The 22204-nt window shown below is 71.4% G+C and carries 16 protein-coding genes; all 16 read left to right on the top strand.

Going from position 1 to position 22204, the window contains the following annotated elements; genetic code table 11:
* Positions 1-9 precede the first annotated feature (9 nt).
* The 16 genes from ACIGWZ_RS09295 (at position 10) to ACIGWZ_RS09220 (ending at position 22202) form a co-directional block, all read left to right on the top strand.
* Positions 10-1488 carry a sugar transferase gene (locus ACIGWZ_RS09295; RefSeq protein ID WP_400063244.1) on the top strand — a complete coding sequence of 493 codons (1479 nt, stop codon included), beginning with the start codon at positions 10-12 and terminating at the stop codon, positions 1486-1488.
* A 68-nt stretch (positions 1489-1556) separates the two neighbouring features.
* Positions 1557-2873, top strand: a complete 1317-nt coding sequence (locus ACIGWZ_RS09290; RefSeq protein ID WP_400062468.1) for a nucleotide sugar dehydrogenase — start codon at positions 1557-1559, stop codon at positions 2871-2873.
* The gene (locus ACIGWZ_RS09285; RefSeq protein WP_400062466.1) at positions 2863-4143 is read left to right on the top strand and encodes a glycosyltransferase family 4 protein; all 1281 of its coding nucleotides are present in this window, start codon (positions 2863-2865) and stop codon (positions 4141-4143) included. The genes ACIGWZ_RS09290 and ACIGWZ_RS09285 overlap by 11 nt, the downstream gene beginning before the upstream one ends.
* A complete protein-coding gene (locus tag ACIGWZ_RS09280) occupies positions 4140-5537 on the top strand; it encodes a polysaccharide biosynthesis protein (protein WP_400062464.1) in 1398 nt (465 codons plus the stop codon). Before ACIGWZ_RS09285 ends, ACIGWZ_RS09280 begins: the two co-directional genes overlap by 4 nt.
* A complete protein-coding gene (locus ACIGWZ_RS09275; RefSeq protein WP_400062462.1) occupies positions 5534-7054 on the top strand; it encodes a Wzz/FepE/Etk N-terminal domain-containing protein in 1521 nt (506 codons plus the stop codon). Before ACIGWZ_RS09280 ends, ACIGWZ_RS09275 begins: the two co-directional genes overlap by 4 nt.
* A gap of 3 nt (positions 7055-7057) precedes the next feature.
* Positions 7058-8986: an asparagine synthase (glutamine-hydrolyzing) gene (gene asnB, locus ACIGWZ_RS09270; protein ID WP_400062460.1), complete on the top strand. Its 1929-nt coding sequence runs from the start codon at positions 7058-7060 to the stop codon at positions 8984-8986.
* A 25-nt stretch (positions 8987-9011) separates the two neighbouring features.
* The gene (locus ACIGWZ_RS09265; RefSeq protein WP_400062458.1) at positions 9012-11183 is read left to right on the top strand and encodes a bi-domain-containing oxidoreductase; all 2172 of its coding nucleotides are present in this window, start codon (positions 9012-9014) and stop codon (positions 11181-11183) included.
* The gene (locus ACIGWZ_RS09260; protein WP_400062456.1) at positions 11180-13138 is read left to right on the top strand and encodes an alginate lyase family protein; all 1959 of its coding nucleotides are present in this window, start codon (positions 11180-11182) and stop codon (positions 13136-13138) included. Before ACIGWZ_RS09265 ends, ACIGWZ_RS09260 begins: the two co-directional genes overlap by 4 nt.
* An 8-nt stretch (positions 13139-13146) precedes the next feature.
* The gene (locus ACIGWZ_RS09255) at positions 13147-14682 is read left to right on the top strand and encodes a right-handed parallel beta-helix repeat-containing protein (RefSeq protein ID WP_400062454.1); all 1536 of its coding nucleotides are present in this window, start codon (positions 13147-13149) and stop codon (positions 14680-14682) included.
* A 1-nt stretch (position 14683) separates the two neighbouring features.
* Entirely contained in the window at positions 14684-15988 is a 1305-nt protein-coding gene (locus tag ACIGWZ_RS09250) for an O-antigen ligase domain-containing protein (protein WP_400063242.1), read from the top strand.
* 2 nt (positions 15989-15990) lie between these two features.
* On the top strand, positions 15991-17202 hold the full coding sequence (locus ACIGWZ_RS09245) for a glycosyltransferase (RefSeq protein WP_400062452.1): 1212 nt from the start codon (positions 15991-15993) through the stop codon (positions 17200-17202).
* Positions 17199-18434 (top strand): class I SAM-dependent methyltransferase, encoded by a 1236-nt coding sequence (locus tag ACIGWZ_RS09240; RefSeq protein WP_400062450.1) that lies wholly within the window; start codon positions 17199-17201, stop codon positions 18432-18434. The genes ACIGWZ_RS09245 and ACIGWZ_RS09240 overlap by 4 nt, the downstream gene beginning before the upstream one ends.
* Positions 18431-19231: a glucose-1-phosphate cytidylyltransferase gene (locus ACIGWZ_RS09235; RefSeq protein WP_400062448.1), complete on the top strand. Its 801-nt coding sequence runs from the start codon at positions 18431-18433 to the stop codon at positions 19229-19231. Before ACIGWZ_RS09240 ends, ACIGWZ_RS09235 begins: the two co-directional genes overlap by 4 nt.
* Positions 19228-19878 carry a PIG-L deacetylase family protein gene (locus tag ACIGWZ_RS09230; protein ID WP_400062446.1) on the top strand — a complete coding sequence of 217 codons (651 nt, stop codon included), beginning with the start codon at positions 19228-19230 and terminating at the stop codon, positions 19876-19878. The genes ACIGWZ_RS09235 and ACIGWZ_RS09230 overlap by 4 nt, the downstream gene beginning before the upstream one ends.
* A 3-nt stretch (positions 19879-19881) precedes the next feature.
* On the top strand, positions 19882-20907 hold the full coding sequence (locus ACIGWZ_RS09225) for an NAD-dependent epimerase/dehydratase family protein (RefSeq protein ID WP_400062444.1): 1026 nt from the start codon (positions 19882-19884) through the stop codon (positions 20905-20907).
* Positions 20904-22202: a DUF4910 domain-containing protein gene (locus tag ACIGWZ_RS09220; RefSeq protein WP_400062442.1), complete on the top strand. Its 1299-nt coding sequence runs from the start codon at positions 20904-20906 to the stop codon at positions 22200-22202. The genes ACIGWZ_RS09225 and ACIGWZ_RS09220 overlap by 4 nt, the downstream gene beginning before the upstream one ends.
* The last annotated feature ends 2 nt before the right edge of the window (positions 22203-22204 follow it).

Below are 22204 nucleotides of genomic sequence, written 5' to 3'. Positions count from 1 at the left end.
GGGGCGGCGGTGCAACAGGGGGAATTAGTCGACCCGTTTCTCTCGGCGCGCGGGCGTCCGGTGAACGGGGCAATCAGACAGCCGGCGACCGACTGGGAGCAGCGGTACCGCCGCACCGTGATCACCAGCGATACCGTGGCCACCGCCTTCGTGGTGGCGGCGATCGGCAACTTCTTCGGGGTCCGGGACGCGGCCAACTGGCACGAGAAGTGGGGATTTCTCGCATTCGGCACCGAGCTGCTGGTGCTGGGAGCGCTTGCGGTGAGCCGGTCGTGGGCTCCGGCCGTGCTCGGCCAGGGCGCCGAGGAATTCCGCCGGCTCGGACGCTCACTGTTCACGGCGACCGTCGTACTGGCGCTCGGCGGCATCGCCCTCACCTCGCGCAACATCAAGCTCTGGATCTTCGTCGCGATCCCCGCGATCGCGCTCATCACCATGACCGAGCGGTATGTGCTCCGCCTCTGGCTGCACAAGCAGCGGAAGGAAGGGCAGTGCCTGCGACCGGTGCTCGCTGCGGGGAGCCCGGCCACCGTGCGCGACCTGATCACCCGAACCCGCAAGTTCCCGCACCTCGGCTGGCGGGTGGAAGCGCTGTGCACGACGGACGGTCTCGGGCTCGACGGTGACCAACTGGACGGAGTGCCGGTCGTCGGCCGACTGGCGGACGTCGCGGACCACGTCCGCCGCGACGGCTACCGTGTCGTCGCGGTCACACCGGACCCGCACTGGTCACCGGACCGGCTGCAGCGGCTGGCTTGGAACCTCGAAGGCAGCGATGCCGAGATGGTCGTGGCCCCCGTGCTGATGGAGGTGGCCGGCCCGCGGCTGCACGTCGACGCGGTGCTCGGGATCCCGCTGCTGCGGGTCAGCATGCCCACCTTCACCGGGGGCCGCCGGGCGGTCAAAGGGGTCGTCGACCGGATGGGCGCCGCGATCCTGCTGGTCCTGTTCGCGCCGCTGATGGTGCTCGTCGGGCTGCTCGTGCTGGTGGACAGCCGGGGCGGGGCGTTCTACCGCCAGCGCAGGGTCGGCAAGGACGGCCACGAGTTCACCCTCTTCAAGTTCCGCACCATGGTCGCCGGGGCCCACGGGGCACGTGCCGCGCTGGCCGACCTCAACGAGGGCGCCGGCCTGCTGTTCAAACTCCGCCGGGATCCGCGGGTGACCCGGGTGGGAGCGGTGCTGCGCCGGTACTCGCTCGACGAACTCCCGCAGCTCTTCAACGTGCTCACCGGATCGATGTCGCTCGTCGGCCCGAGACCTCCGCTGCCGGAGGAGTCCGCCGCGTACGGCCCGGACATCCGGCGGCGGCTGTTGGTCAAGCCCGGGCTCACCGGCCTGTGGCAGATCAGCGGGCGCAGCGATCTGCCGTGGGAGGAGGCGGTCCGGCTGGACCTGCGGTATGTGGAGGACTGGTCGCTCGCCCTGGACACAGTGATCTTGTGGAAGACGCTGCGTGCGGTGCTCCAGGGGCAGGGGGCCTACTGACGCGTGGGGGGCGTCGTCCGGCAGGCGAACGGAAGCAGGCCGCAAGGGCCTGGGGGGAGGAACGGGTGATGAGAATCAGCGTTTTAGGGCTCGGCTACGTGGGCTGCGTGTCGGCCGCGTGCCTGGCCAGCCTGGGTCACGAGGTCATCGGCGTGGACGTGAACCAGGTGAAGGTCGACATGGTCAACGACGGCAAGGCGCCGGTGGTCGAGGAGCGGATCGGCGAGCTCACGGCCGAGGTCGTGCGGACGGGGGCGTTGCGCGCCACCACCGACGTCCGCGAGGCGATCATGGGCAGCGAGGTGTCGCTGATCTGCGTGGGGACGCCGTCGGAGCCCAACGGCAGCCTGTGCACCACGTACTTGGAGCGGGTCACCGAGGAGATCGGTGCCGCGGTGGCCGAGCGGGGCGGGCGGCAGACCGTCGTGTTCCGCAGCACCATGCTCCCGGGCACCTGCCTGAACCTGCTGGTACCGATCCTGGAGAAGTACGTCGGCGGGACGGCCGGGGTGGACTTCGGGGTCGCGGTCAACCCGGAGTTCCTGCGCGAGGGCACGAGCGTGCGGGACTTCTTCGACCCGCCCAAGACCGTCATCGGCGAGCTCGACCCGGCAAGCGGCGACGTGGTGGCGGCGCTGTACGACGGCCTGCCCGGCGAGGTGTTCCGGGTGCCGATCCCGGCGGCCGAGGCGATCAAGTACGCGGACAACGCGTTCCACGGCCTCAAGATCGGCTTCGCGAACGAGCTGGGCGCGGTGTGCCAGGCGCTCGGGGTGGACTCGCACCAGGTGATGGACGTGTTCCTGGCCGACCGCAAGCTGAACATCAGCCCCGCCTACCTGCGGCCCGGCTTCGCCTTCGGCGGCTCCTGCCTGCCCAAGGACCTGCGCAGCCTGGTCCACGCGGCGCAGCGGGCCGACGTCTCGGTGCCCATCCTCGCCCACGTGCTGCCCTCCAACTCCGACCATCTGCAGCGCGCGGTGGACCTGGTCGAGCGCACCGGCAAGCGCCGGGTGGGCCTGTTCGGTCTCTCCTTCAAACCCGGCACCGACGACCTCCGCGAGAGCCCGCTGGTCGAGCTGGCGGAGCGGCTCCACGGCAAGGGGTACGACCTGCGGATCCACGACGCCAACGTGAGCCTCTCCCGGCTGATCGGCGCGAACCGCGAGTACATCGAGACCCGGCTGCCGCACCTCGCGCAGCTGCTCGCGGACTCCGTCGGCGAGGTGCTCGACCACGCCGAGGTGTGCCTGGTCGGGACCAGGGATCCGGCCGTGCTGTCGGCGCTGCCGCATGGTGAAGGACCGGTGCTGATCGACCTCATCCGCCTTCCCGACGCCGAGGCGCGTCGGGCCGAACCGGGGTACGTGGGCCTTGCTTGGTGACACATCGTTCGATGACACAGCCAGCGGCGACCGGCCGGACCGGCGCGCGCTGATCCTGGTGGAGAACCTGTCGGTGCCGTTCGACCGGCGGGTGTGGCAGGAGTGCACGACGCTGCGCGACGCGGGCTGGACGGTGCACGTCATCTGTCCCCGCGGGGAGAAGCGGGACACGGAGCCGGAGGCCGTGATCGACGGGGTGCGGATCCACCGCTACCCGTTGCGCGCGGCCACCGGAGGTCCGGCCGGCTATCTGCGGGAGTACGGATCGGCGCTGTGGCATACGGTCCGGCTGGCCCGGAAGGTCGGCCCGGTCGACGTGGTTCATGCCTGCAACCCGCCCGACCTGCTGTTCCTGCCGGCCCTGTGGCTGAAGCGGCGCGGCGCGCGGTTCGTCTTCGACCAGCACGACCTGGTTCCGGAGCTGTACCTGTCCCGCTTCGACCGCGGCAAGGACGTGCTCTACCGCGCCGTGTGCGCGTTGGAGCGGCGGACCTACCGGGCCGCGGACATCGTGCTCGCCACGAACGAGAGCTACCGGGACGTCGCGGTGCGCCGAGGCGGTCGGCGGCCGGCGGACGTTTTCGTGGTGCGCAGTGCGCCCGACATCGACCGGTTCCATCCGGTGCCGCCCGAGCCGGAGTTGAAGCGCGGCAAGCCCCATCTGCTGTGCTACCTCGGCGTCATGGGCCCGCAGGACGGCGTGGACTACGCCTTGCGTGCCCTCGCGAAGCTGCGCGACGCATATGGGCGGACCGACTGGCATGCGGTGTTCGTCGGCGCCGGCGACGCCTTCGACGCGATGGTGGAGCTGTCCCGGCGGCTCGGGCTCTCGGAGCAGGTGCAGTTCACCGGGCGCATTCCGGACGCCGACCTGGTGCGCTACCTGTCCACCGCGGACGTGTGCCTCTCCCCCGACCCGCGCAATCCGCTCAACGACGTGTCGACCATGAACAAGGTCCTGGAGTACATGGTGATGGGCCGGCCGATCGTCTCGTTCGACCTCCGGGAGGCGAGAGTCTCCGCCGGTGATGCCGCGGTCTACGCGCCCGCCAACGACGAGGCCGAGTTCGCCAAGCTCATCGCGCTGCTACTGGACGATCCTGAGCAACGGACCCGGATGGGCAAGATCGGCCAGGAGCGGATCAGCGGGCAGCTTTCTTGGAAGAACTCGCAAGCGTCGCTGCTCGCCGCCTACGCGGCTGCCTGCCGTGAGCACACTCCGGTGTCGGCGGGCGCCCCGGTCCGGACAGGGAAGAGGCCGCGTCGTTGAGCGAGGACACGATACGCCTGGTCACGATCGGGCGGATCTTCCGTCGGCGCCGGCGGCTTCTCGCCGGCGTCGCCGTGGTGGGCGCGCTCGTCGGCTACGGCGCCTCCCTGCTGTTCCCGCCGAGTTACACGACGTCGACATCGGTACTGCTGGCGGGGGCGTGGGAGGAGCGCGAGCTACTGACTCAGGCGGAGATCGCGGCCAGTTCGGCGGTGGTCGACCGCACGGCTGCCACGCTCGGCTGGACCGGCGTCACCGGCAGCGAGCTGCGGGATCGAGTGAGCGCCACGGCCGCCGACGGGAACATCATCAAGATCTCGGGTACGGCCGACACCCCGGAGCGCGCGCAGCGGCTCTCCGACCAGGTGGCCCAGCAATTCGTCACCTTCACCACACGGATCGCGGGCGACAACACCGACCCCGACGCGGCGGCGGGGCCCGAGGCGCTGCGGCAGAAGGTGGTGCAGGCCAACCGCCGCATCACCGACCTGGCCAATGCGGCCGATCCGGGGCGGACCGTGGAGAGCGTGCAGACCCGCACCGAGCTCGAGAAGCTGCGCACCGCGCTGCAGGAGGCCATGAAGAAGCTGGACGAGGCCGACCCGGCGACCGACAAAGCCAACATGGTCGTCATGGGGCCGGCGGCCCTGCCGACCGGCGAGGCGCCGCCGACGAGGATGCACCTCATCGTTGCCGGGGCGCTGCTGTCCTTCCTGCTCGCGGTCATCGGCCATCTCGCCGCCGCACGGGTGAACCGCCGACTGCGCACCGAACCGGAGATCGCCGCGGAGCTGGGCTCGGCGCTGCTGGGTACCGTCGATGTGCCTGGAGAACGGCCCGCGCACCGACCAGAAGGCGGTGGCTCGAGGGCCTGGTTCCGCCGGCTCCTCGGCGTCGACACCCAATGGGACATACCGACCCCGCGGATGTCCGGAGACGAGGCCGGCATGCGGATCCGCTACCGGCGGGTGTGCGCTCGCCTCCGGGAGCAGCTGCCGGCCCCCCGGCGGCTGCTGGTTGTCGTACCGGAGGGCGACGAGATCGGCCGCCGGGCCGCCGGGCGGCTCGTCGCCGAGGCCGAGAGCGATCCTTCCCCGAGCTCTTCGAGCAGGGGGTACCCCCTGCTGCGGGTGGTGGAAGTTTCGGTGTCCCGGCCACTGGTGCCGGACCGCGACACCGAGTCCGGTGCCCTGGTCGTGCTCAGCGCGGGCAGCCGGACCGCCGGGGAGCTCGCCGGCATCGCCGCGGCGTGTGCGGACGGCAGGCACGAGGTCGTCGGCGTCGTCGTCGCCGACACGGTCCGGGCCCGTCCGACGCGGACTCCCGACCATCCTCCGCAGCACGCCACGCCGGCGATCGCGGTGGGCGACGGCGCGAGGGGAGGTTCAGCGTGACGACGAGCAAGACGTCGGAGCCGTCGGCCGCCGCTCCGCTGCTGGACCTGCAGGCGCTGGTGGTGGCAGTGCGCAGGCGCCGCCGCCTCTGGTGCTCCATGGCGCTGCTGGGGCTGCTGATCGGCGCGGCGGTGGCGGTCCTGCTTCCGCCGCCGCCGACCGCGGTGACCAAGGTGCTGGTCGCGCATCGGGAGGACCAGCCGAACGACACCGGAACGCTGATCCGCACCGACGTCGAGCTGCTGGGGACCACGCGCATCGCCGGCAAGGCCCTGCGGTCCCTCAACTCCCCCGAAAACCCGGAAGACTTCATGCGGGACTACCGGGGTACCGGCCTGACCAACAACGTGCTGCAGATCGATATGACGGGTGACAGCGACGCGGAAGCGGTGGCCCGAGCCGAGGCGCTGGCCCAAGCGTTCGTCGCGGACCATGTGCAGCGGATGCGGGAAGCCGCGAAAGCCGAGGCCAAGGCCCTGCTCGACCAGCGCGATCGCCTACGCAACGACCTCGCCGGGGTCAACAAGGCGATCGGAAACCGATCGCCGGGGAGCGACCCGAAGGAGTCGGCGAGCATCGAGTCGCTCTTCGCCCGCCGGGCCGAGCTCAACTCGCGGATCGCCGATTTCGACCAGCGCGCCGAGGAGGCGCGCATGGGCACGCCCCAGATCGTCGCGGGCACTCAGATCGTGGACGCCCCGCGCGCGGTCCGCCAATCCCTGCCCAAGGCTGCTGCCACCAACGCCGCGATCGGGCTCGTCCTCGGGCTCGTCCTCGGGCTCGCGGTGGCCGCGGTCGGCTCGGTGGTGGCGGACCGCCCCGTGCTGCGCCGGGAGATCGCGGCGAACCTGGGCGCCTCGGTCATCGCGGAGCTGCCCCGCGCGCGGCGGGCCAGGCTGTGGCGGCGCCGACGGACCCGGGCGGCACGCGAACGGCTCACCGCGACCCTGGCCCGCACGGTGCGTGGCTCCGCGGAACCGCTGTCGCTGCTGGAACTGGGCTGTGGGCGCAGCACGAGCGTGATCGCCCTGGACCTCGCCAGGGCGCTGGCGGCGGACGGGCCGGTGGTCGTCATCGATGGTCTGCCGGGCCTGGAGCGCGCCCACCGCGGCCAGAAGCCCGGAGGCCCGGACGTGGTCGGCGTCGAGCGTGCCGCGGCCGTGCCGCATGAGGTGCGCCGGGTCGGCGTCGGATCGGTCGCGCCCGGCACGGCGTGGACCGGCCTCCCGGACCTCGGTACCCGCACCGTGCTCGTCGTGCGTGCCGGGCAGGGCAGCGCCGCATGGCTGCACACCGTGGCGCGGCAGCTCGCGGACCTGCTCATTCCGGTGATCGGTGTGGTGCTGATCGACCCCGATCCGCGGGACCGGACCGACGGCACCCTGTGGGACGGCCTCGACACCGCGCTGCGCGGCCACAACGAGCGGCTGGCCCGGGAGAACGTGACGGACCGGCTGCGGACGGAGCGGCCGTCATGGGCCGTACGAGTCCCGGACAGCGACCAGGAGGCGCGGTAGCACATGTGTGGCATCGCAGGCACGTACCGATGGCCGGACGGGAAGGTCGTGACCGACCGGCTCACCGAAACCCTCGCCCACCGCGGTCCGGACGGGGCGGGCCGCTACAGCCACCCCGCCGGTGACGGCGAAGTGCACCTCGGGCACCGCCGGCTGAGCATCATCGACCTGTCCGAGACCGGCGCCCAGCCGATGCTCTCGGACGGCCTCGTCCTGACGTACAACGGCGAGCTGTACAACGCGCCCGAGCTGCGCGCCGAACTGGCCGCCGCCGGGGTGCGCTTCCGCGGTACCTCCGACACCGAGGTGGTGTTGGAGGCCTGGCGGCGCTGGGGCACCGACTGCCTGCCCCGGCTGCGCGGCATGTTCGCGTTCGGGATCTTCGACGAACGCACCGGTGAACTGGTGGTCGCCCGCGACCAGTTGGGCATCAAGCCGCTGTTCCTGCTCCGGCGCGGCGAGGGCCTGGTGTTCGCCTCCGAGCTCAAGGCGCTCGCCGCGGTGACCGGCGGATCGCTGGAGGTGGACCATGCCGCGCTGGTGGCCTCGCTGCTCTACTACTGGGTGCCGGACTCGCGGTGCGCGTTCCGCGAAGCGGAGAAGCTGCCACCGGGGAGCTGGCTCAGGTGCCGGCCCGACGGCCGCGTGGAGCGCGGCCGGTACTGGAGCCTGAAGGACGTCGCCGCCGAGGGCCGGGAGCGGGCCCGCAGCGGCGAGCAGCCGGACCTGGCCGCCATCGTCGAGGAGTCGACCCGGCAGCACCTGCTCTCCGACGTACCCGTGGCGACCTTCCTCTCCGGCGGTCTCGACTCCAGCTACCTGACCGCGCTGGCGGCCCGTCACCGGCCCGGCATCTCCGCCTACACGATCGGGTTCCGCGCCGAGGACGCCAAGTTCGAGGCGATGCCGGACGACCTGCGCTATGCCCGGCGGGTGGCCGAGCGGTTCGGCGTCGACCTGCACGAGATCGAGATCGCCCCGAACGTGCTCGATCTGCTGCCGCAGATGACGTACCACCTGGACGAGCCGATCGGGGACCCCGCCGCGATCAACACGTTCCTGATCTGCTCGGCCGCGCGGGAGGCCGGGGTCAAGGTGATGCTCTCGGGGATGGGCGCCGACGAACTGTTCGCCGGGTACCGCAAGCACCTGGCCAACCTGCTCGCGCTGCGCTACCAGCGCATCCCGCGGCCCCTGCGGCGCGGGGTGTCCACGGCCGTGAACCGGCTGCCGGTCGCCACGGCCCGCCGGGGATACCGGTCGGTGCGCTTCGCGAAGCGGTTCCTCTCCTTCGCCGACCTGCCGGAGGAGACCGCGTTCCGGCGCAGCTACACCATGTACGACCAGGACGAACTGCTCGCCCTGGTGGATCCGGACCTGGCCGGGACGGTCGAGGACGTGCTGACCGAGCATGCGGACATCTACCAGGACAACGACCTCGACGACTTCGTGAACCGCATGTGCCTGGGCGACTCCCGGATGTTCCTGCCGGGCCTCAACCTCGCTTATACGGACCGGTCGAGCATGGCCGCCTCGACCGAGGTGCGGGTGCCGTACGTGGACGTCGAGGTGGTCAAGGCGGCGTTCGCCGTGCCCGGCGATCGCAAGATCGTCGGACGACAGGGCAAGGCCGTCCTCAAGGAGGCGGCCACCTCGATCCTGCCCCGGGAGATCGTGTACCGGCCCAAGGGCCTGTTCAGCGCCCCGCTGCGGGCCTGGATGAGCCGGGATCTGGCACCGCTGGTGCGCGAGGTGGTGAACGACGGCGTGCTCGTCAACTCCGGGCTCCTGCGCCGCGACGCGCTGGCGCGCATGGTCGCCGAGGACGCCGCCGGGCAACGGGACTTCTCCAAGCATCTGTGGCATGTGCTGACCCTCGAGTACTGGTATCGCGGCGCGACCTCTGGCCCCGGCCAGAGCCAAGCGGCCTGACAGCGTGGAAGAAAGAGGAGCTCGGGTGAAACAGGTTGTGCAGAACTACAAGAGCGGCGAGCTGGCGGTGCTCGACGTGCCGGTGCCGGGATGCAAGCCGGGCGGTGTGCTGGTCCGCACCGCCTACTCGCTGATATCCACCGGGACCGAGCTCATGAAGGTGTCCGAGGCCGGCATGTCGATGCTGGGCAAGGCCCGTTCGCGTCCGGACCAGGTGGCCAAGGTTATGCAGAGCGTGGCCACCAACGGGGTGCCCGCCACGTATCGCAAGGTGATGGGCAAGCTGGACTCCTACACGCCGCTGGGCTACTCGCTGTGCGGGGTGGTCGAGCAGGTCGGCCCCGGGATCGACGAGGTGAAGGTCGGCGACCTCGTGGCCTGCGCCGGCAACGAGCACGCGCTGCACGCCGAGCTGAACTGGGTGCCGAAGAACCTCTACACCCCGGTGCCGGACGGCCTCGCGCCGCGGCACGCGGCCTTCGGCACCGTCGGGTCGATCGCGATGCAGGGCGTGCGCCAAGGCGAGCCGCAACTCGGCGAGGTGGCGCTGGTCATCGGCCTCGGCCTGATCGGGCAGCTGGTGGTGCAGCTCCTCACCGCCTCGGGGGTCCGCGTCGTCGGGGTCGATCCCGACCCGGTGCGCTGCGAGCTCGCCGAGCGTCTGGGCGCCGCGGCCTGTGGCGATCCCGAGTCCACGGCCGTGGAGGCCGCCGTCGCCGAACTCACCGACGGGCACGGCGTGGACCAGGTGTATCTGGCGGCCGGCGGCGGCAGCAACCAGCCCGTCGAGCTGGCCGCCCGGCTGTGCCGGGACCGCGGCCGGGTCGTCGACATCGGCAAGTGCCGCCTGGACCTGCCGTGGAACGCGTACTACGAGAAGGAGCTCGACGTCCGGTTCTCGCGCAGTTACGGCCCCGGGCGCTACGACCCGGAGTACGAGCTCGAGGGGCGGGACTACCCGATCGGCTACGTCCGCTGGACCGAGCGTCGCAACCTGGCGTGCTTCCTCGATCTCCTCGCCCGCGGCAGCGTCGACGTGGAGCCCTTGGTCTCCCACATCGCCGACTTCGACGACGCCGTCGAGACCTACCAGCGCCTGAAGGACGGCGAGCTGAAGGCCGTGGCCGTGCTGTTCCGGTATCCCGAACAGAAGGAGGAGGCGGAGGCCCCGGCGGTGGCCGTCCCCGCGGTGAACGTGAAGCGGGGTCCGGCCCGGGCCGCCACGTCGCCGGTGCGCCTCGCGTTCGTCGGGGCGGGAAACTACGCGACGTCGATGCTGCTGCCGCACCTGGCACAGCGCGACGGCGTCCAGTTGTCGACCGTCGTCACCACGACGGCGCTGTCCGCGGCCAACGCGCAGCGGAAGTTCGGCTTTGCCGAGGCGACCACCGACCTGGATGCCGTGCTCGGCGACAAGTCCATCGACGCGGTGTTCGTGGTCACCCGGCACAGCTCGCACGCCGAACTCACCCGCAGGGCGCTGCTCGCGGGCAAGACGGTGTTCGTGGAGAAGCCCTTGGCCCTCACCGAGGACGAGCTGGCCGGTGTGCTCGCGGCGGTGGAGGAGTCCGGCAACGACCGCCTCCAGGTGGGCTTCAACCGCCGGTTCGCGCCGCTGCTGCGGGAGGCCAAGCAGCGGTTCGGCGCCCGGACCGGTCCGGCGAGCCTCCGCTACCTGGTCAACGCGGGGCGGCTGCAGCACGGCAGCTGGTACCTCCAACAAGGCACCGAGGGCTCGCGGTTCGCCGGCGAGGGCGGACACTTCATCGACACGGCGAGCTGGCTGCTGGAGGCCGACCCGGTCTCGGTGTACGCGGTCGGCACGTCCGGCAACGAGGACCTGCAGGCCGTGTTGCGCTACCCGGATGGGTCCACCGCCACCATCAGCTACGTCACCACCGGCGCGGCCGGCTTCCCCAAGGAGACGCTGGACCTCGTCGCGGACGGCAAGGTGCTGCGGCTCGACGACTTCGTCCGTGCTTCGGTGTACGGCCCCAAGAAGTGGGTCAGTTCGCGGCTGCCCAAGGCCCGGGACAAGGGCCAGAACGCCGAGCTGGCCGCGTTCATCAAGGCCGTGCGGACCGGCGGGCCGATGCCGGTGCCGCTGGAGTCGCTGGTCGCCACCACGGCGGCCACCCTCGCCGTGCAGGCCGGCCTGGTCGGCGGCGCGCCGGTGACGTTGGCGAGGGCGCGATGACCATGAGCGCGGGCTGGTACCTGCGGCGGCTGTCCCGGATGGGACCGCGGGAGGTCGGCGGCCGGGTGGGCGACGCGGTGCGCAGGCGGCGGTGGCGGTCGGCGCGGCCGGGCTGCCCGAGGGTGACCGGCGCCCGGTTCACCGCGGTGCTGCCCGCCGGGACGATCGCCGCCATACCTCCGGACGCGGCGAAACGCCTCGTCGCCGAGGCGGACCGGCTGATGTACGGGCACGTCGAGTTCTTCGGGGTGGTCCGCGACGACCTGGTCGACCCTGACTGGTGGTGCGACCCGAAGACCGGGCGCCGGGCTCCTTGGGGCTACGCCTTCGACGTGCCGTACCGCAACGAGGACGCGGTCGGGGACATCAAGCAGATCTGGGAGCTGTCCCGGCATCAGTACCTCACCGTGCTCGCCGCCGCCTACGCGATCACCGGGAACGAGCGGTACGCCGAGCGCGTGGCCGAGCATCTGCGGTCGTGGTGGAAGGCCAACTCGCCGCTGCGGGGGGTGCATTGGATCAGCGGCATCGAGCTGGGCATCCGGCTGCTGTCCTGGGTGTGGATCCGCCGGCTGCTCGACGGCTGGCCGGGCGCGGCCGAGCTGTTCGAGAACAACCCGGTGGCGGTGAATCAGATCTGGCACCACCAGCGCTGGTTGGCCGCCTTCCCCAGCCGAGGGTCTTCGGCGAACAACCACGTGATCGCCGAGGCCGCCGGGCAGTTGGCCGGGGCCTGCGCGTTCGGGTGGTTCCCCTCCTCGGCGCGCTGGCGAGCCGGCGCGCTGCGGTCCCTCGAGCGGCAGCTGCGCGCCAACACCTTCCACTCCGGCCTCAACCGCGAGCTGGCCACCGAATACCACGGACTGGTGCTCGAGCTCGGCCTGGCCGCGGTGGCCGAGGCGGATGCCGCGGGCGTGCCCGTCCCCGCGTCGCTCCGGCTGGTGCTGCTGCGGATGACCGACGCGCTCGCGGCCATCGTGGACAACCGATTACGGCCGCCGCGCCAGGGGGACGCGGACGACGGGCACGGTCTGGTCGTGGACGGGGCGGGCACCGACCGCTGGGCCTCGCTGCTGGCCACCGGGGACGTCGTGTTCGGCCGGCTCGACTGGTGGCCGGCGGTGACCGGCACCGATGTGCGCACCCCGCTCCTTGCCGCGCTGATCCGGCCGTACTCGAAAAGCGGAACCGCACCGGCCGTGATCCGCCCGGCAAGTCGACCGGCCCACTTCGCCGACGCGGGCATGACCATCCTGCGCGGTCCGGAGGAGATCTGGTGCCGCTGCGACGGCGGCCCGCACGGGTTCCTGTCCATCGCCGCGCATGCCCACGCGGACGCGCTGTCCGTGGAGGTCCGGCACGACGGGGTCGACGTGCTCGCCGACCCGGGAACGTACTGCTACCACGGGCAACCCGCGTGGCGGCAGTACTTCCGGTCGACCCTCGGCCACAACACCCTGCAACTGGATGACACCGACCAGTCCGTCTCCGGCGGCCCGTTCCTGTGGACCCGGCACGCCCACAGCCGCGTCCTGGCCACGGAGACCTCCGACGAGGGGGTGGCCCGCTGGTGTGCCGAGCACGACGGCTACCAGGGCTCCGTGCACCGCCGCCGGGTGGAACTGACTTCCGCCAGCCAGGAGTTGAAGGTGATCGACGAGGTGCGCGGCCCGCGCCGGGCCGTGCGCCTGGCGTTCCACCTCGGCCCGGCGATCGCCGCGGACCTGGCGGGCAACCGGGCACTGCTCACCTGGACCCGGGACGGCGAGGACCGCTCCGCGGTGCTCGACCTGCCCGGGCGGCTGAGCTGGCGGGCGCATCGCGGCGCGAGTGACCCGCCGCTGGGCTGGTACTCCGCCGGCTTCGGGCGCAAGGAACCCACCACCACGCTGGTCGGCACCGGCTTCGCCGACGGCACGGAGGGGTTCACCACCGTGCTCAGGTTCCGCGGCTAGGGGGGCGCGTGGGGATCAAGAGGCGGCACTGGGCGTGGGCGGCGGCACCGCTGGTGCTGGCCCTGTTGGCGACGACCGGCTGTGAGAGCACGCCGGGTGCCCCGGCGGCGGAGCCGACCGCTGCGCCCTCCACGTCCGCGGCCCGGTCCGTGGCGCGGGTGTGCGCCAGGCCCGCGGCCGGTCCGGCGAAGGCGCCGGCGGGCGCGGTGACGGTCGACCCCGCGGTCGTCGGTGACCTGGCGGCGAAGACCAAGAGCAGCCCTCCGAACACCACGTTCTGGCTTCGACCGGGCACGCACAGGCTCGACCCGGACCGCTACGCCCAGGTCATCCCCAAGGAGGGGGACCGCTACTTCGGTGCGCCGGGCGCGGTGCTCGACGGCGGGAAGAAGAACCAGTACGCGTTCGGCGGCAGTGCCCGCAACGTCACCCTCCGCTACCTGACCGTGCAGCGCTTCGTGGCGCCGCAGAACGAGGGCGTGGTCAACCACGACTCGGCCGACGGGTGGGTGATCGAGCACGCGACGATCCAGCGCAACTCCGGCGCCGGGCTGATGGCCGGTGCCCGCCAGCGGGTCCGCGCCAACTGCCTGCGCAAGAACGGTCAGTACGGAATGAACGCATACAAGGCCACCGGCCGTATCAGCGGCCTGGTGGTCGAGGGCAACGAGATCACGGGCAACAACACCGGCGACTGGGAGCGGCGGCGGAAGGGCTGCGGCTGCACCGGAGGCATCAAGTTCTGGGCCGTCAACGGCGCCGACGTACGCGGCAACTGGGTGCACGGCAACCGCGGAACCGGGTTGTGGGCGGACACCAACAACAACGACTTCCGCATCGAGAACAACGTGCTCGAGGCCAACGACGGTGCCGCGCTCATCTACGAGACCAGCTACAACGCGGTCATCCGGAACAACACGATAAGGCGGAACAACTGGGTCGAGGGCCGCAGGGCAGCCGACCGCGGCGACAACTTCCCGTACGCGACCGTCTACCTGTCCGAGTCCGGTGGCGAACCACGGATCCGGGCCCGCACCGACAAGATCGAGATCTACCGGAACGCGCTGGAGAACAACTGGTCCGGGATCACCCTGTGGGAGAACGCCGACCGGTTCTGCAACAGCCCGGCCAATACCTCGTCCGGTGACTGCACCTTGCTGGTGAAGGACACCAACCGCTGCAAGAAGCCGGCGATCGCCACCGCACCGCTCTACGCCGACTGCCGGTGGAAGACCCAGCGGGTGGACATCCACGACAACCGCTTCGTGCTGGACAAGGCCGTCGTCCAGTGCACGGTGAAGTGCGACCGCATGGCGGTGCTTGCCAACTACGGCACCTATCCGGACTGGTCGCCGTACCAGGGCGAGCGGGTGGCCCGGGCGATCCCCCTCAAGCAGCACAACCGCTGGCACGACAACGTCTACCTCGGACCATGGAAATTCGTCGCCCAGGACCAGAGCCAGGTGCTCGACTTCGGGCAATGGCAGGGCACGCCTTTCCGACAGGACGCGGGCAGCACCCTCGACCCTCGGGTCGGTGGTTGAGATGGGCGGGGACCTGACGCGCGGTGGGCTGCCGGGCGGACCGGACACGGCGGGCACGCTGCCCGGGGCCGAACCGCGCCCGGCCGGCGCACCGAAGATCGTCGGGATCGCCTGGGGGCTGCTGATCCTCAACACGCTCGGCTCCGCCGGGGCGAAGACCATCGTCCCGCTGCCCCGCTCCCTCATCCAGATGGTCACCATGGGTGCGCTGGCCGCCGCGTTCGCGCTGGCGCTCGCGGTCAATCTCCGGCTGCGCATCCGCGCCAGCGCCTTCCTGTCCCTGCTCACCCTGCTCCTGGTGCCGAGTCTGATCTCCAGCGTGGACCTGGAGTCCGGGTTCGGCGCGCTGTTCCGCTGCACCCGGCTGGCTCTCTTCGTCGGCACGCTGTGGCTGCTCAGCCGCTGGTGGGACGGCGGCACGACGGTCGTCCGGCACCACATCCGGATGTACTTCGCGGTGCTCGGGTCGGTGGCCGCCGGCCTGGTCGTCTCACCGGGTGCGGCCCTGCCCGATCTCTACGGCGGACGCCTTGTCGGCGCGTTGTGGCCGCTCACCCCGCCGCAGATCGGGCAGTACGCCGCGGTGATCATCGGGCTCACCGTGCTGCTCGTCCTGGGCCGCCGGACCGACCGGGCCGGCGCGGCGGTCATCGTCGTGCCGTCACTCGTCCTGCTCGCGCTGACCCATACCCGGACGGCCACGCTCGGCCTGTTCATCGGGCTGGCGTTGGCGATCGGCTCACTCCTCCTGACCAGCGCCGCCGCCCGCCGGTTCTTCACCTGGACGGTGCTGTGCGCCACGGTGGCCGCGGTGGGGTTCAGCTCCGCGCTGGAATCGTGGTTCCTGCGCGGGCAGAGCCAGGAGAACTTCTCCAACCTCACCGGCCGGGCCAAGGTGTGGGATGCCCTGCTGGGAGCGCCCCGGACGACCACGGAGCAGCTGTTCGGCATGGGCCTGGGCGACAAGTCGTTCGGCGGGCTGCCGATCGACAACAGCTGGCTGGCCGTCTACCAGGAGCAGGGTCTGACCGGCGCCGCCATCGTGGCGGCGATCATCATCGTCCTCGGCGGCGTCGCCTTGCTGCGGCCGCCGTCGCTTCAGCGGGCCTGCGCGATCTTCCTGATCAGCTACTGCGCGATCGCGTCGTACACCGAGGCCGGGCTCGGCGACGCCTCGCCGTATCTGCTGCATCTGGCCGTGGCCGCCTCACTGCTGGCGGCACCTGCCGCGGCCACTGCCCTCCCGCCGCCCGAAGTTCCTCGACGGCGCATCCCGCGATGGGCCAGTAGATCGGAGGCGATCTGAGCATGCATGTCCTCGTAGTGCACAACCGCTACGCCTCGGCGCAGCCGAGCGGGGAGAACAAGGTCGTCGACCAGGAGGTGGAGCTGCTGCGCGCGGCCGGCCACCGGGTCGAGGTGTTCGAGCGGCGCAGCGACACCATCGCCGCCCGGTCCCTGCCCGGCAAGGTCGCGGTGCCGCTCCTCGTGCCGTGGAACCCGGCGGTCCGCAAGGAACTCGCCGCCCGGTTGCGCACCTCACGCCCTGACGTGGTCCACGTCCACAACGTCTTCCCGCTGCTGTCGCCCGCGGTCCTTGCCGCCTGCGCCGACGCCGGCGTTCCCGCCGTCGCCACACTGCACAACTACACCCAGGTCTGCCCGCCCGGCACGCTGCAACGGGACGGCCGACCGTGCACCGAGTGCGTCGGTTCCGCGGCGCCACTGCCCGCCGTCCGGCACGGCTGCTACCGGAGCTCCCGACTGGCGACGGTGCCGCTCGCGGTCAGCCTGTCGGTCAACCGGCGGCGGTGGTGGTCCGGCGTGGAGCGGTTCTTCTGCATCTCCGCGGCGCAGCGCGACGTCCTGGTGGGGGCCGGCATGCCGGCCGAGCGGCTGGCGGTGAAGCACAACTTCGTGCCGGAGCCGGGCACGTGCCGGGACGGCGACGGCGAGCACGTGCTCTATCTCGGCCGGCTCGCCGAGGCCAAGGGGGTGCGGCTGCTCATGGCCGCATGGGACGAGATCGCGTCGGGCGGCGGAGTGGGCGTCCCGCTCGTGATCGCCGGCTCGGGGCCACTGGAGCCGGAGGTGACCGCCTGGGCGGCGGGCCGGGACGACGTGCGGTACGTCGGCCTGTACGACACGGCGGAGTGCCGCAAGGCACTCGCGCGGTCGGTCGCCGTGGTGGCCCCCTCAACGTGGCTGGAGGCGTTCGGCCTGGTCGTCGTGGAAGCGATGGCGGCCGGGGTCCCGGCCGTCGCCGCCGGGCACGGCGCCTTCGTCGAACTCGTCGAGGACGGGGTGACCGGGCTGCTGCACCGGCCGGGCGATCCCGCCTCGCTCGCGGACCGCCTGCGCCGGATCACGGCGGAGCGCGCCCGCAACCAGGAGATGGGCCGGGCGGCCCGGCGCCGATACGAGCAGGGGTTCAGCCCGGCCGTCGGCCTGGAGCGCCTGGTGGAGGAGTACCGCACCGCGATCGCGGGGCGGACGGAACAACTGGGGGGAAGTAGATGACTCGATGCCGACTGTGCGGCTCGGCGACGCTGGCGAGCGTCGTCGACCTGGGGGCGACGCCACCCTGTGAGAGCTTTCTCGCCGCGGACCAACTGGACCATCCCGAACCGGCGTACCCGCTGCACCTGCGGGTGTGCACCGACTGCTGGCTCGCACAGATCCCTCCGCTGATCACGCCGGAGGAGACGTTCAAGGAGTACGCGTACTTCTCGTCGTACTCGACCTCGTGGGTGGAGCACGCGCGCACGTTCGTCGCCGACGCCGTACAGCGACTGGACCTCGCCGAGGACGCCTTCGTCGTCGAGGTCGCCAGCAACGACGGATACCTGCTCAAGCACCTGGTGGACCGGGGGATCCGCTGCCTGGGCATCGAGCCGTCGGTGAACGTCGGCGCCGCCGCGCGCGAGGCCGGCGTGCCCACGCTCACCGCGTTCCTCGACCCGGACACCGGCGCGGCCGTCCGCGCCGAGCACGGCCCCGCAAACCTGGTCGCGGCCAACAACGTGTACGCGCACATCCCCGATGTGGTCGGGTTCACCCAGGGGCTGCGCGCCCTGGTCGCCGACGACGGCTGGGTCTCCATCGAGGTGCAGCACCTGCTGACGCTGATCGAGGAGAACCAGTACGACACGATCTACCACGAGCACTTCCAGTACTACACGGTCGCGTCCGCGATCCGGGCCCTCGCGAGCGGCGGACTCACGCTCGTGGACGTCGAGTTGCTGCCCACGCACGGCGGCTCCATCCGGCTGTGGGCCCGGCCGGCCGAGGTGGCCGGTGAGCCGTCGCAGCGCGTGGCCGACGTGCTGGCCCGGGAGAAGGCCGCCGGTCTGCAGGAGCTCTCCGGATACACCGAGTTCTCCGCCCGGGTGGCCAAGGTGCGCCGGGACCTCCTCAAGTTCCTCATCGAGGCGGCCGAGCGCGGCGAGACGGTCGTCGGCTACGGCGCCCCCGGCAAGGGCAACACCCTGCTCAACCACTGCGGCATCCGGCCCGACCTGCTCGCGTACACGGTCGACCGCAACCCCTACAAGCACGGCAGGTTCACCCCGGGCACCCGCGTCCCGATCCTGCCGCCCGAGCAGATAGCCGCCGACAAGCCGGACTACGTCCTCGTCCTCCCGTGGAATCTGCGGGACGAGCTGGTCGAGCAACTCTCCTACGTGCACGAGTGGGGCGGCCGACTGGTCTTCCCCATCCCGGAACTGAGCATTGTCGAGGTCAAGGCATGAAGGTCGTTCTGTTCTGCGGCGGTTACGGCATGCGGATGCGCAGCGGCGCCGCCGACGACGTGCCCAAGCCGATGGCGATGGTCGGCCCGCGACCGCTGATCTGGCACGTCATGCGCTACTACGCGCACTTCGGGCACACGGAGTTCATCCTGTGCCTCGGGTACGGGGCGCACCACATCAAGAACTTCTTCCTCCACTACGAGGAGACGACGTCCAACGACTTCGTGCTGCGGGGCGGTCGGACCGAGCTGCTGTCCACCGACATAGCCGACTGGACGATCACGTTCGCGCAGACCGGCATCGAGTCGCCGATCGGAGAGCGACTGCGCCGGGTGCGGCACCACCTGGACGGCGACGAGATGTTCCTCGCCAACTACGCCGATGTGCTCACCGACGCCCCGCTGCCGGAGATGATCGACCGGTTCGCCCGGCGCGACGCCGGTGCGTCGATGATGGTGGTGCCGCCGCAGTCCTCGTTCCACTGCGTGGACCTGGGCGAGGACGGTCTGGTGGGGGGCATCACCGCGGTGAGCGATATGCCGCTGTGGGAGAACGGCGGCTACTTCGTGCTCCGCCAGGAGGTCTTCGACCACATCCCGGAGAACGGGGATCTGGTCGCCGACGGATGTGCCCAACTGGCCAAGCAGGGACGGCTGGTGGCGCATCAGCACCGCGGCTTCTGGAAGCCGACCGACACGGTGAAGGAACGGGCCGCGCTCGACGACGCGTACGCCCGGGGCGACCGCCCGTGGGCCGTGTGGGAGCGCGAAGGCGCGAGCGTCGGAGCGGGGGCGTGATCCGGCTCGGGGCCGGTCGCCGCCTGGACCGGATCGTCGCGGTAGGGGCGCACTGCGACGACATCGCCATCGGCGCCGGCGGCACACTGCTGGCGATGTGCCGCGCGCAGCCCGGTATCCGTATCGATGCGCTGGTGCTCTCCGGCGGTGGCGGCGAGCGGGAGGACGAGGAGCGGGCCGCGCTCGCCGCCTTCTGCCCGGGTGCCGAACTGCGGCTGACCGTACTCAAGTTGCCGGACGGCCGGATGCCCGCGCACTGGGAGGAGGCCAAGGCCGCGGTCGAGGAGCTGCGCGCGGGGACCGAGCCGGACCTGGTCCTTGCGCCGCGTACCGACGACGCGCACCAGGACCACCGCGGCCTGGCGAAGCTGATGACCACCGCATTCCGCGACCACCTCGTGCTCGGCTACGAGATCGTCAAGTGGGACGGCGATCTCGGCCGTCCGTCGGCGTACCAGCCGCTGTCGCCGGAGATCGCCGAACAGAAGGTGCGGCTGCTGCAGGAGCACTACCCCTCGCAGCGGCACCGGCCCTGGTACGACCGGGAGGCCTTCCTCGGGCTTGCCCGGATCCGCGGCATCGAATGCCACGCGCGCTACGCCGAGGCGTTCGCCGTCACCAAACTCACTCTCAATCTGGGGGACTGAACCTTGCGCGTACTGCTGACCGGACACCAGGGCTACCTGGGCACCGTGATGGCCCCGGTACTCGAGGCCGCCGGGCACGAGGTCGTCGGTCTCGACGCCGGCCTGTTCGCCGACTGCGTCCTCGGCCCTGTGCCCGCGGACCCTGCGGGGCACCGGGTGGACCTGCGCGACGTCACGGCCGACCACGTGGCCGGAGTGGACGCCGTGATCCACCTGGCCGCGCTGTCCAACGACCCGCTGGGATCGCTGGCGCCGGAGCTCACCTACGACATCAATCACCACGCCTCGGTCCGCCTTGCCCGGCTGGCCCGCGACGCCGGGGTGCGGCGCTTCCTGTACGCATCGACCTGCTCGGTCTACGGCGCCGCCGGCGGCGACGCCCTGGTGACCGAGGACGCCCCGCTGCGCCCGGTGACGCCGTACGCGGAATCCAAGGTGCGGGTGGAGGACGACCTGCACGCGCTCGCCGACGGCGACTTCAGCCCGGTGTACATGCGCAACGCCACCGCCTTCGGCTTCTCGCCCCGGCTGCGCGCCGACATCGTGCTGAACAACCTGGTGGGCCACGCGCTCCTGTCCGGCGAGGTGCTGGTGATGTCCGACGGCACCCCGTGGCGCCCGCTGGTGCATGCCGCCGACATCGCCCAGGCCTTCGCGGCCGCGCTGACCGCGCCGCGCGAAGCGGTGCACGACCGGGCGTTCAACATCGGCAGCGAGGTCAACAACGTCACGGTCGCCGAGATCGCCGAGCAGGTCGCCGAGGCGGTGTCCGGATCGAAGGTGGTGATCACCGGGGAGACCGGTGCCGATCCGCGGTCGTACCGGGTGGACTTCGCTCGGTTCCGCGCCGCGATTCCCGGCTTCGACTGCGCGTGGACGGTGAAGCGGGGCGCGCTCGAACTCGCCGACGCCTACCGGAAGTTCGGGCTGAACCAGGAGAGCTTCGAGCGACGCTTCACCCGCCTTGCCGTGCTGCGCGCGGCGTCCGACGCCGGCACCGTCGACGACACCCTGCGGTGGCGCCGATGACCGCGTCCGACGAACGGCCGACGACTTCGACCGGCGAGCAGATGCACGCGCTGGTGGAGCGGCTGTACCCGCTCTGCCGGAGCATCACCGGCGACGGTGTGCGCGCCACCCTGGACATCGTCGGCGAGTACGTCCCGCTGCAGGTGCACGAGGTGCCGACCGGGACGCAGGTGCTCGACTGGACGGTGCCGCAGGAGTGGAACATCCGGGACGCGTACATCGCCGACTCCGCGGGCAACCGGGTCGTCGACTTCGCCGCGTCCAGCCTGCACGTGCTCGGCTACAGCGTGCCGGTGTCGCGGACCATGCCACTGGCGGAGCTTCGCGCGCACCTGCACACCCTGCCGGACCACCCGACCTGGGTGCCGTACCGCACCAGCTACTACACGCCGGAATGGGGGTTCTGCCTGGCCCAGGAGACCTTGGACGCGCTGCCCGACGGCGAGTACGCGGTACGCATCGACTCCACGCTCGCGGACGGCCACCTCACCTACGCCGAGCACGTGGTCCCCGGGCAGGTCCCCGACGAGGTGATCGTCTCCTGCCACGTCTGCCACCCTTCGCTGGCCAACGACAACCTGGCCGGCATCGCGGTGGCGACGTTCCTGGCCCGCGCGCTGGCGCAGGAGACGCCGTACTACACCTACCGGTTCATTTACGCGCCCGGCACCATCGGGGCGATCACCTGGCTGGCCCGCAACGCGGAGCGGGTGGACCGCGTCAAACACGGCCTCGTGCTGGCCTGCGCCGGGGACCCGGGCCACCTGACGTACAAGCAGAGCAGGCGCGGCGACGCGGAGATCGACCGGGTGCTGCGGCATGTGCTGACCGCCTCCGAACGTCCGCACCACGTCGCCGAGTTCACCCCGTACGGCTACGACGAGCGGCAGTACTGCTCGCCCGGGTTCGATCTCGGCGTGGGCTCGCTCAGCCGGACCCCGTACGCCGGGTACCCCGAGTACCACACCTCGGCGGACAACCCGGACTTCGTCTCCCCGGAGGCGATGGCGGACACGCTCGCCGTCTGCCGCGAGGCATTCGCCGTGCTCGACCGCAACCGGCGGTACGTCAACCTCAGCCCCTACGGCGAACCGCAGCTGGGCCGGCGCGGGTTGTACGACTCGCTCGGCGGCCGCAGCGACGCGAAGCAGGCCCAGATGGCCATGCTCTGGGTGCTCAGCCTCTCCGACGGCGAGCACAGTCTGCTGGACGTCGCCGAGCGGTCCGGGCTGCCGTTCGACACCGTCGCCGTCGCGGCCGGCGCCCTGCACGGCGCCGGGCTGATCAAGGCATGACG

Source organism: Streptomyces sp. NPDC053427 (assembly GCF_044544985.1).
In the GTDB taxonomy this organism is placed as follows: Bacteria; Actinomycetota; Actinomycetes; order Streptomycetales; family Streptomycetaceae; genus Streptomyces.
This window is presented reverse-complemented; position numbering and strand designations above follow the sequence as displayed.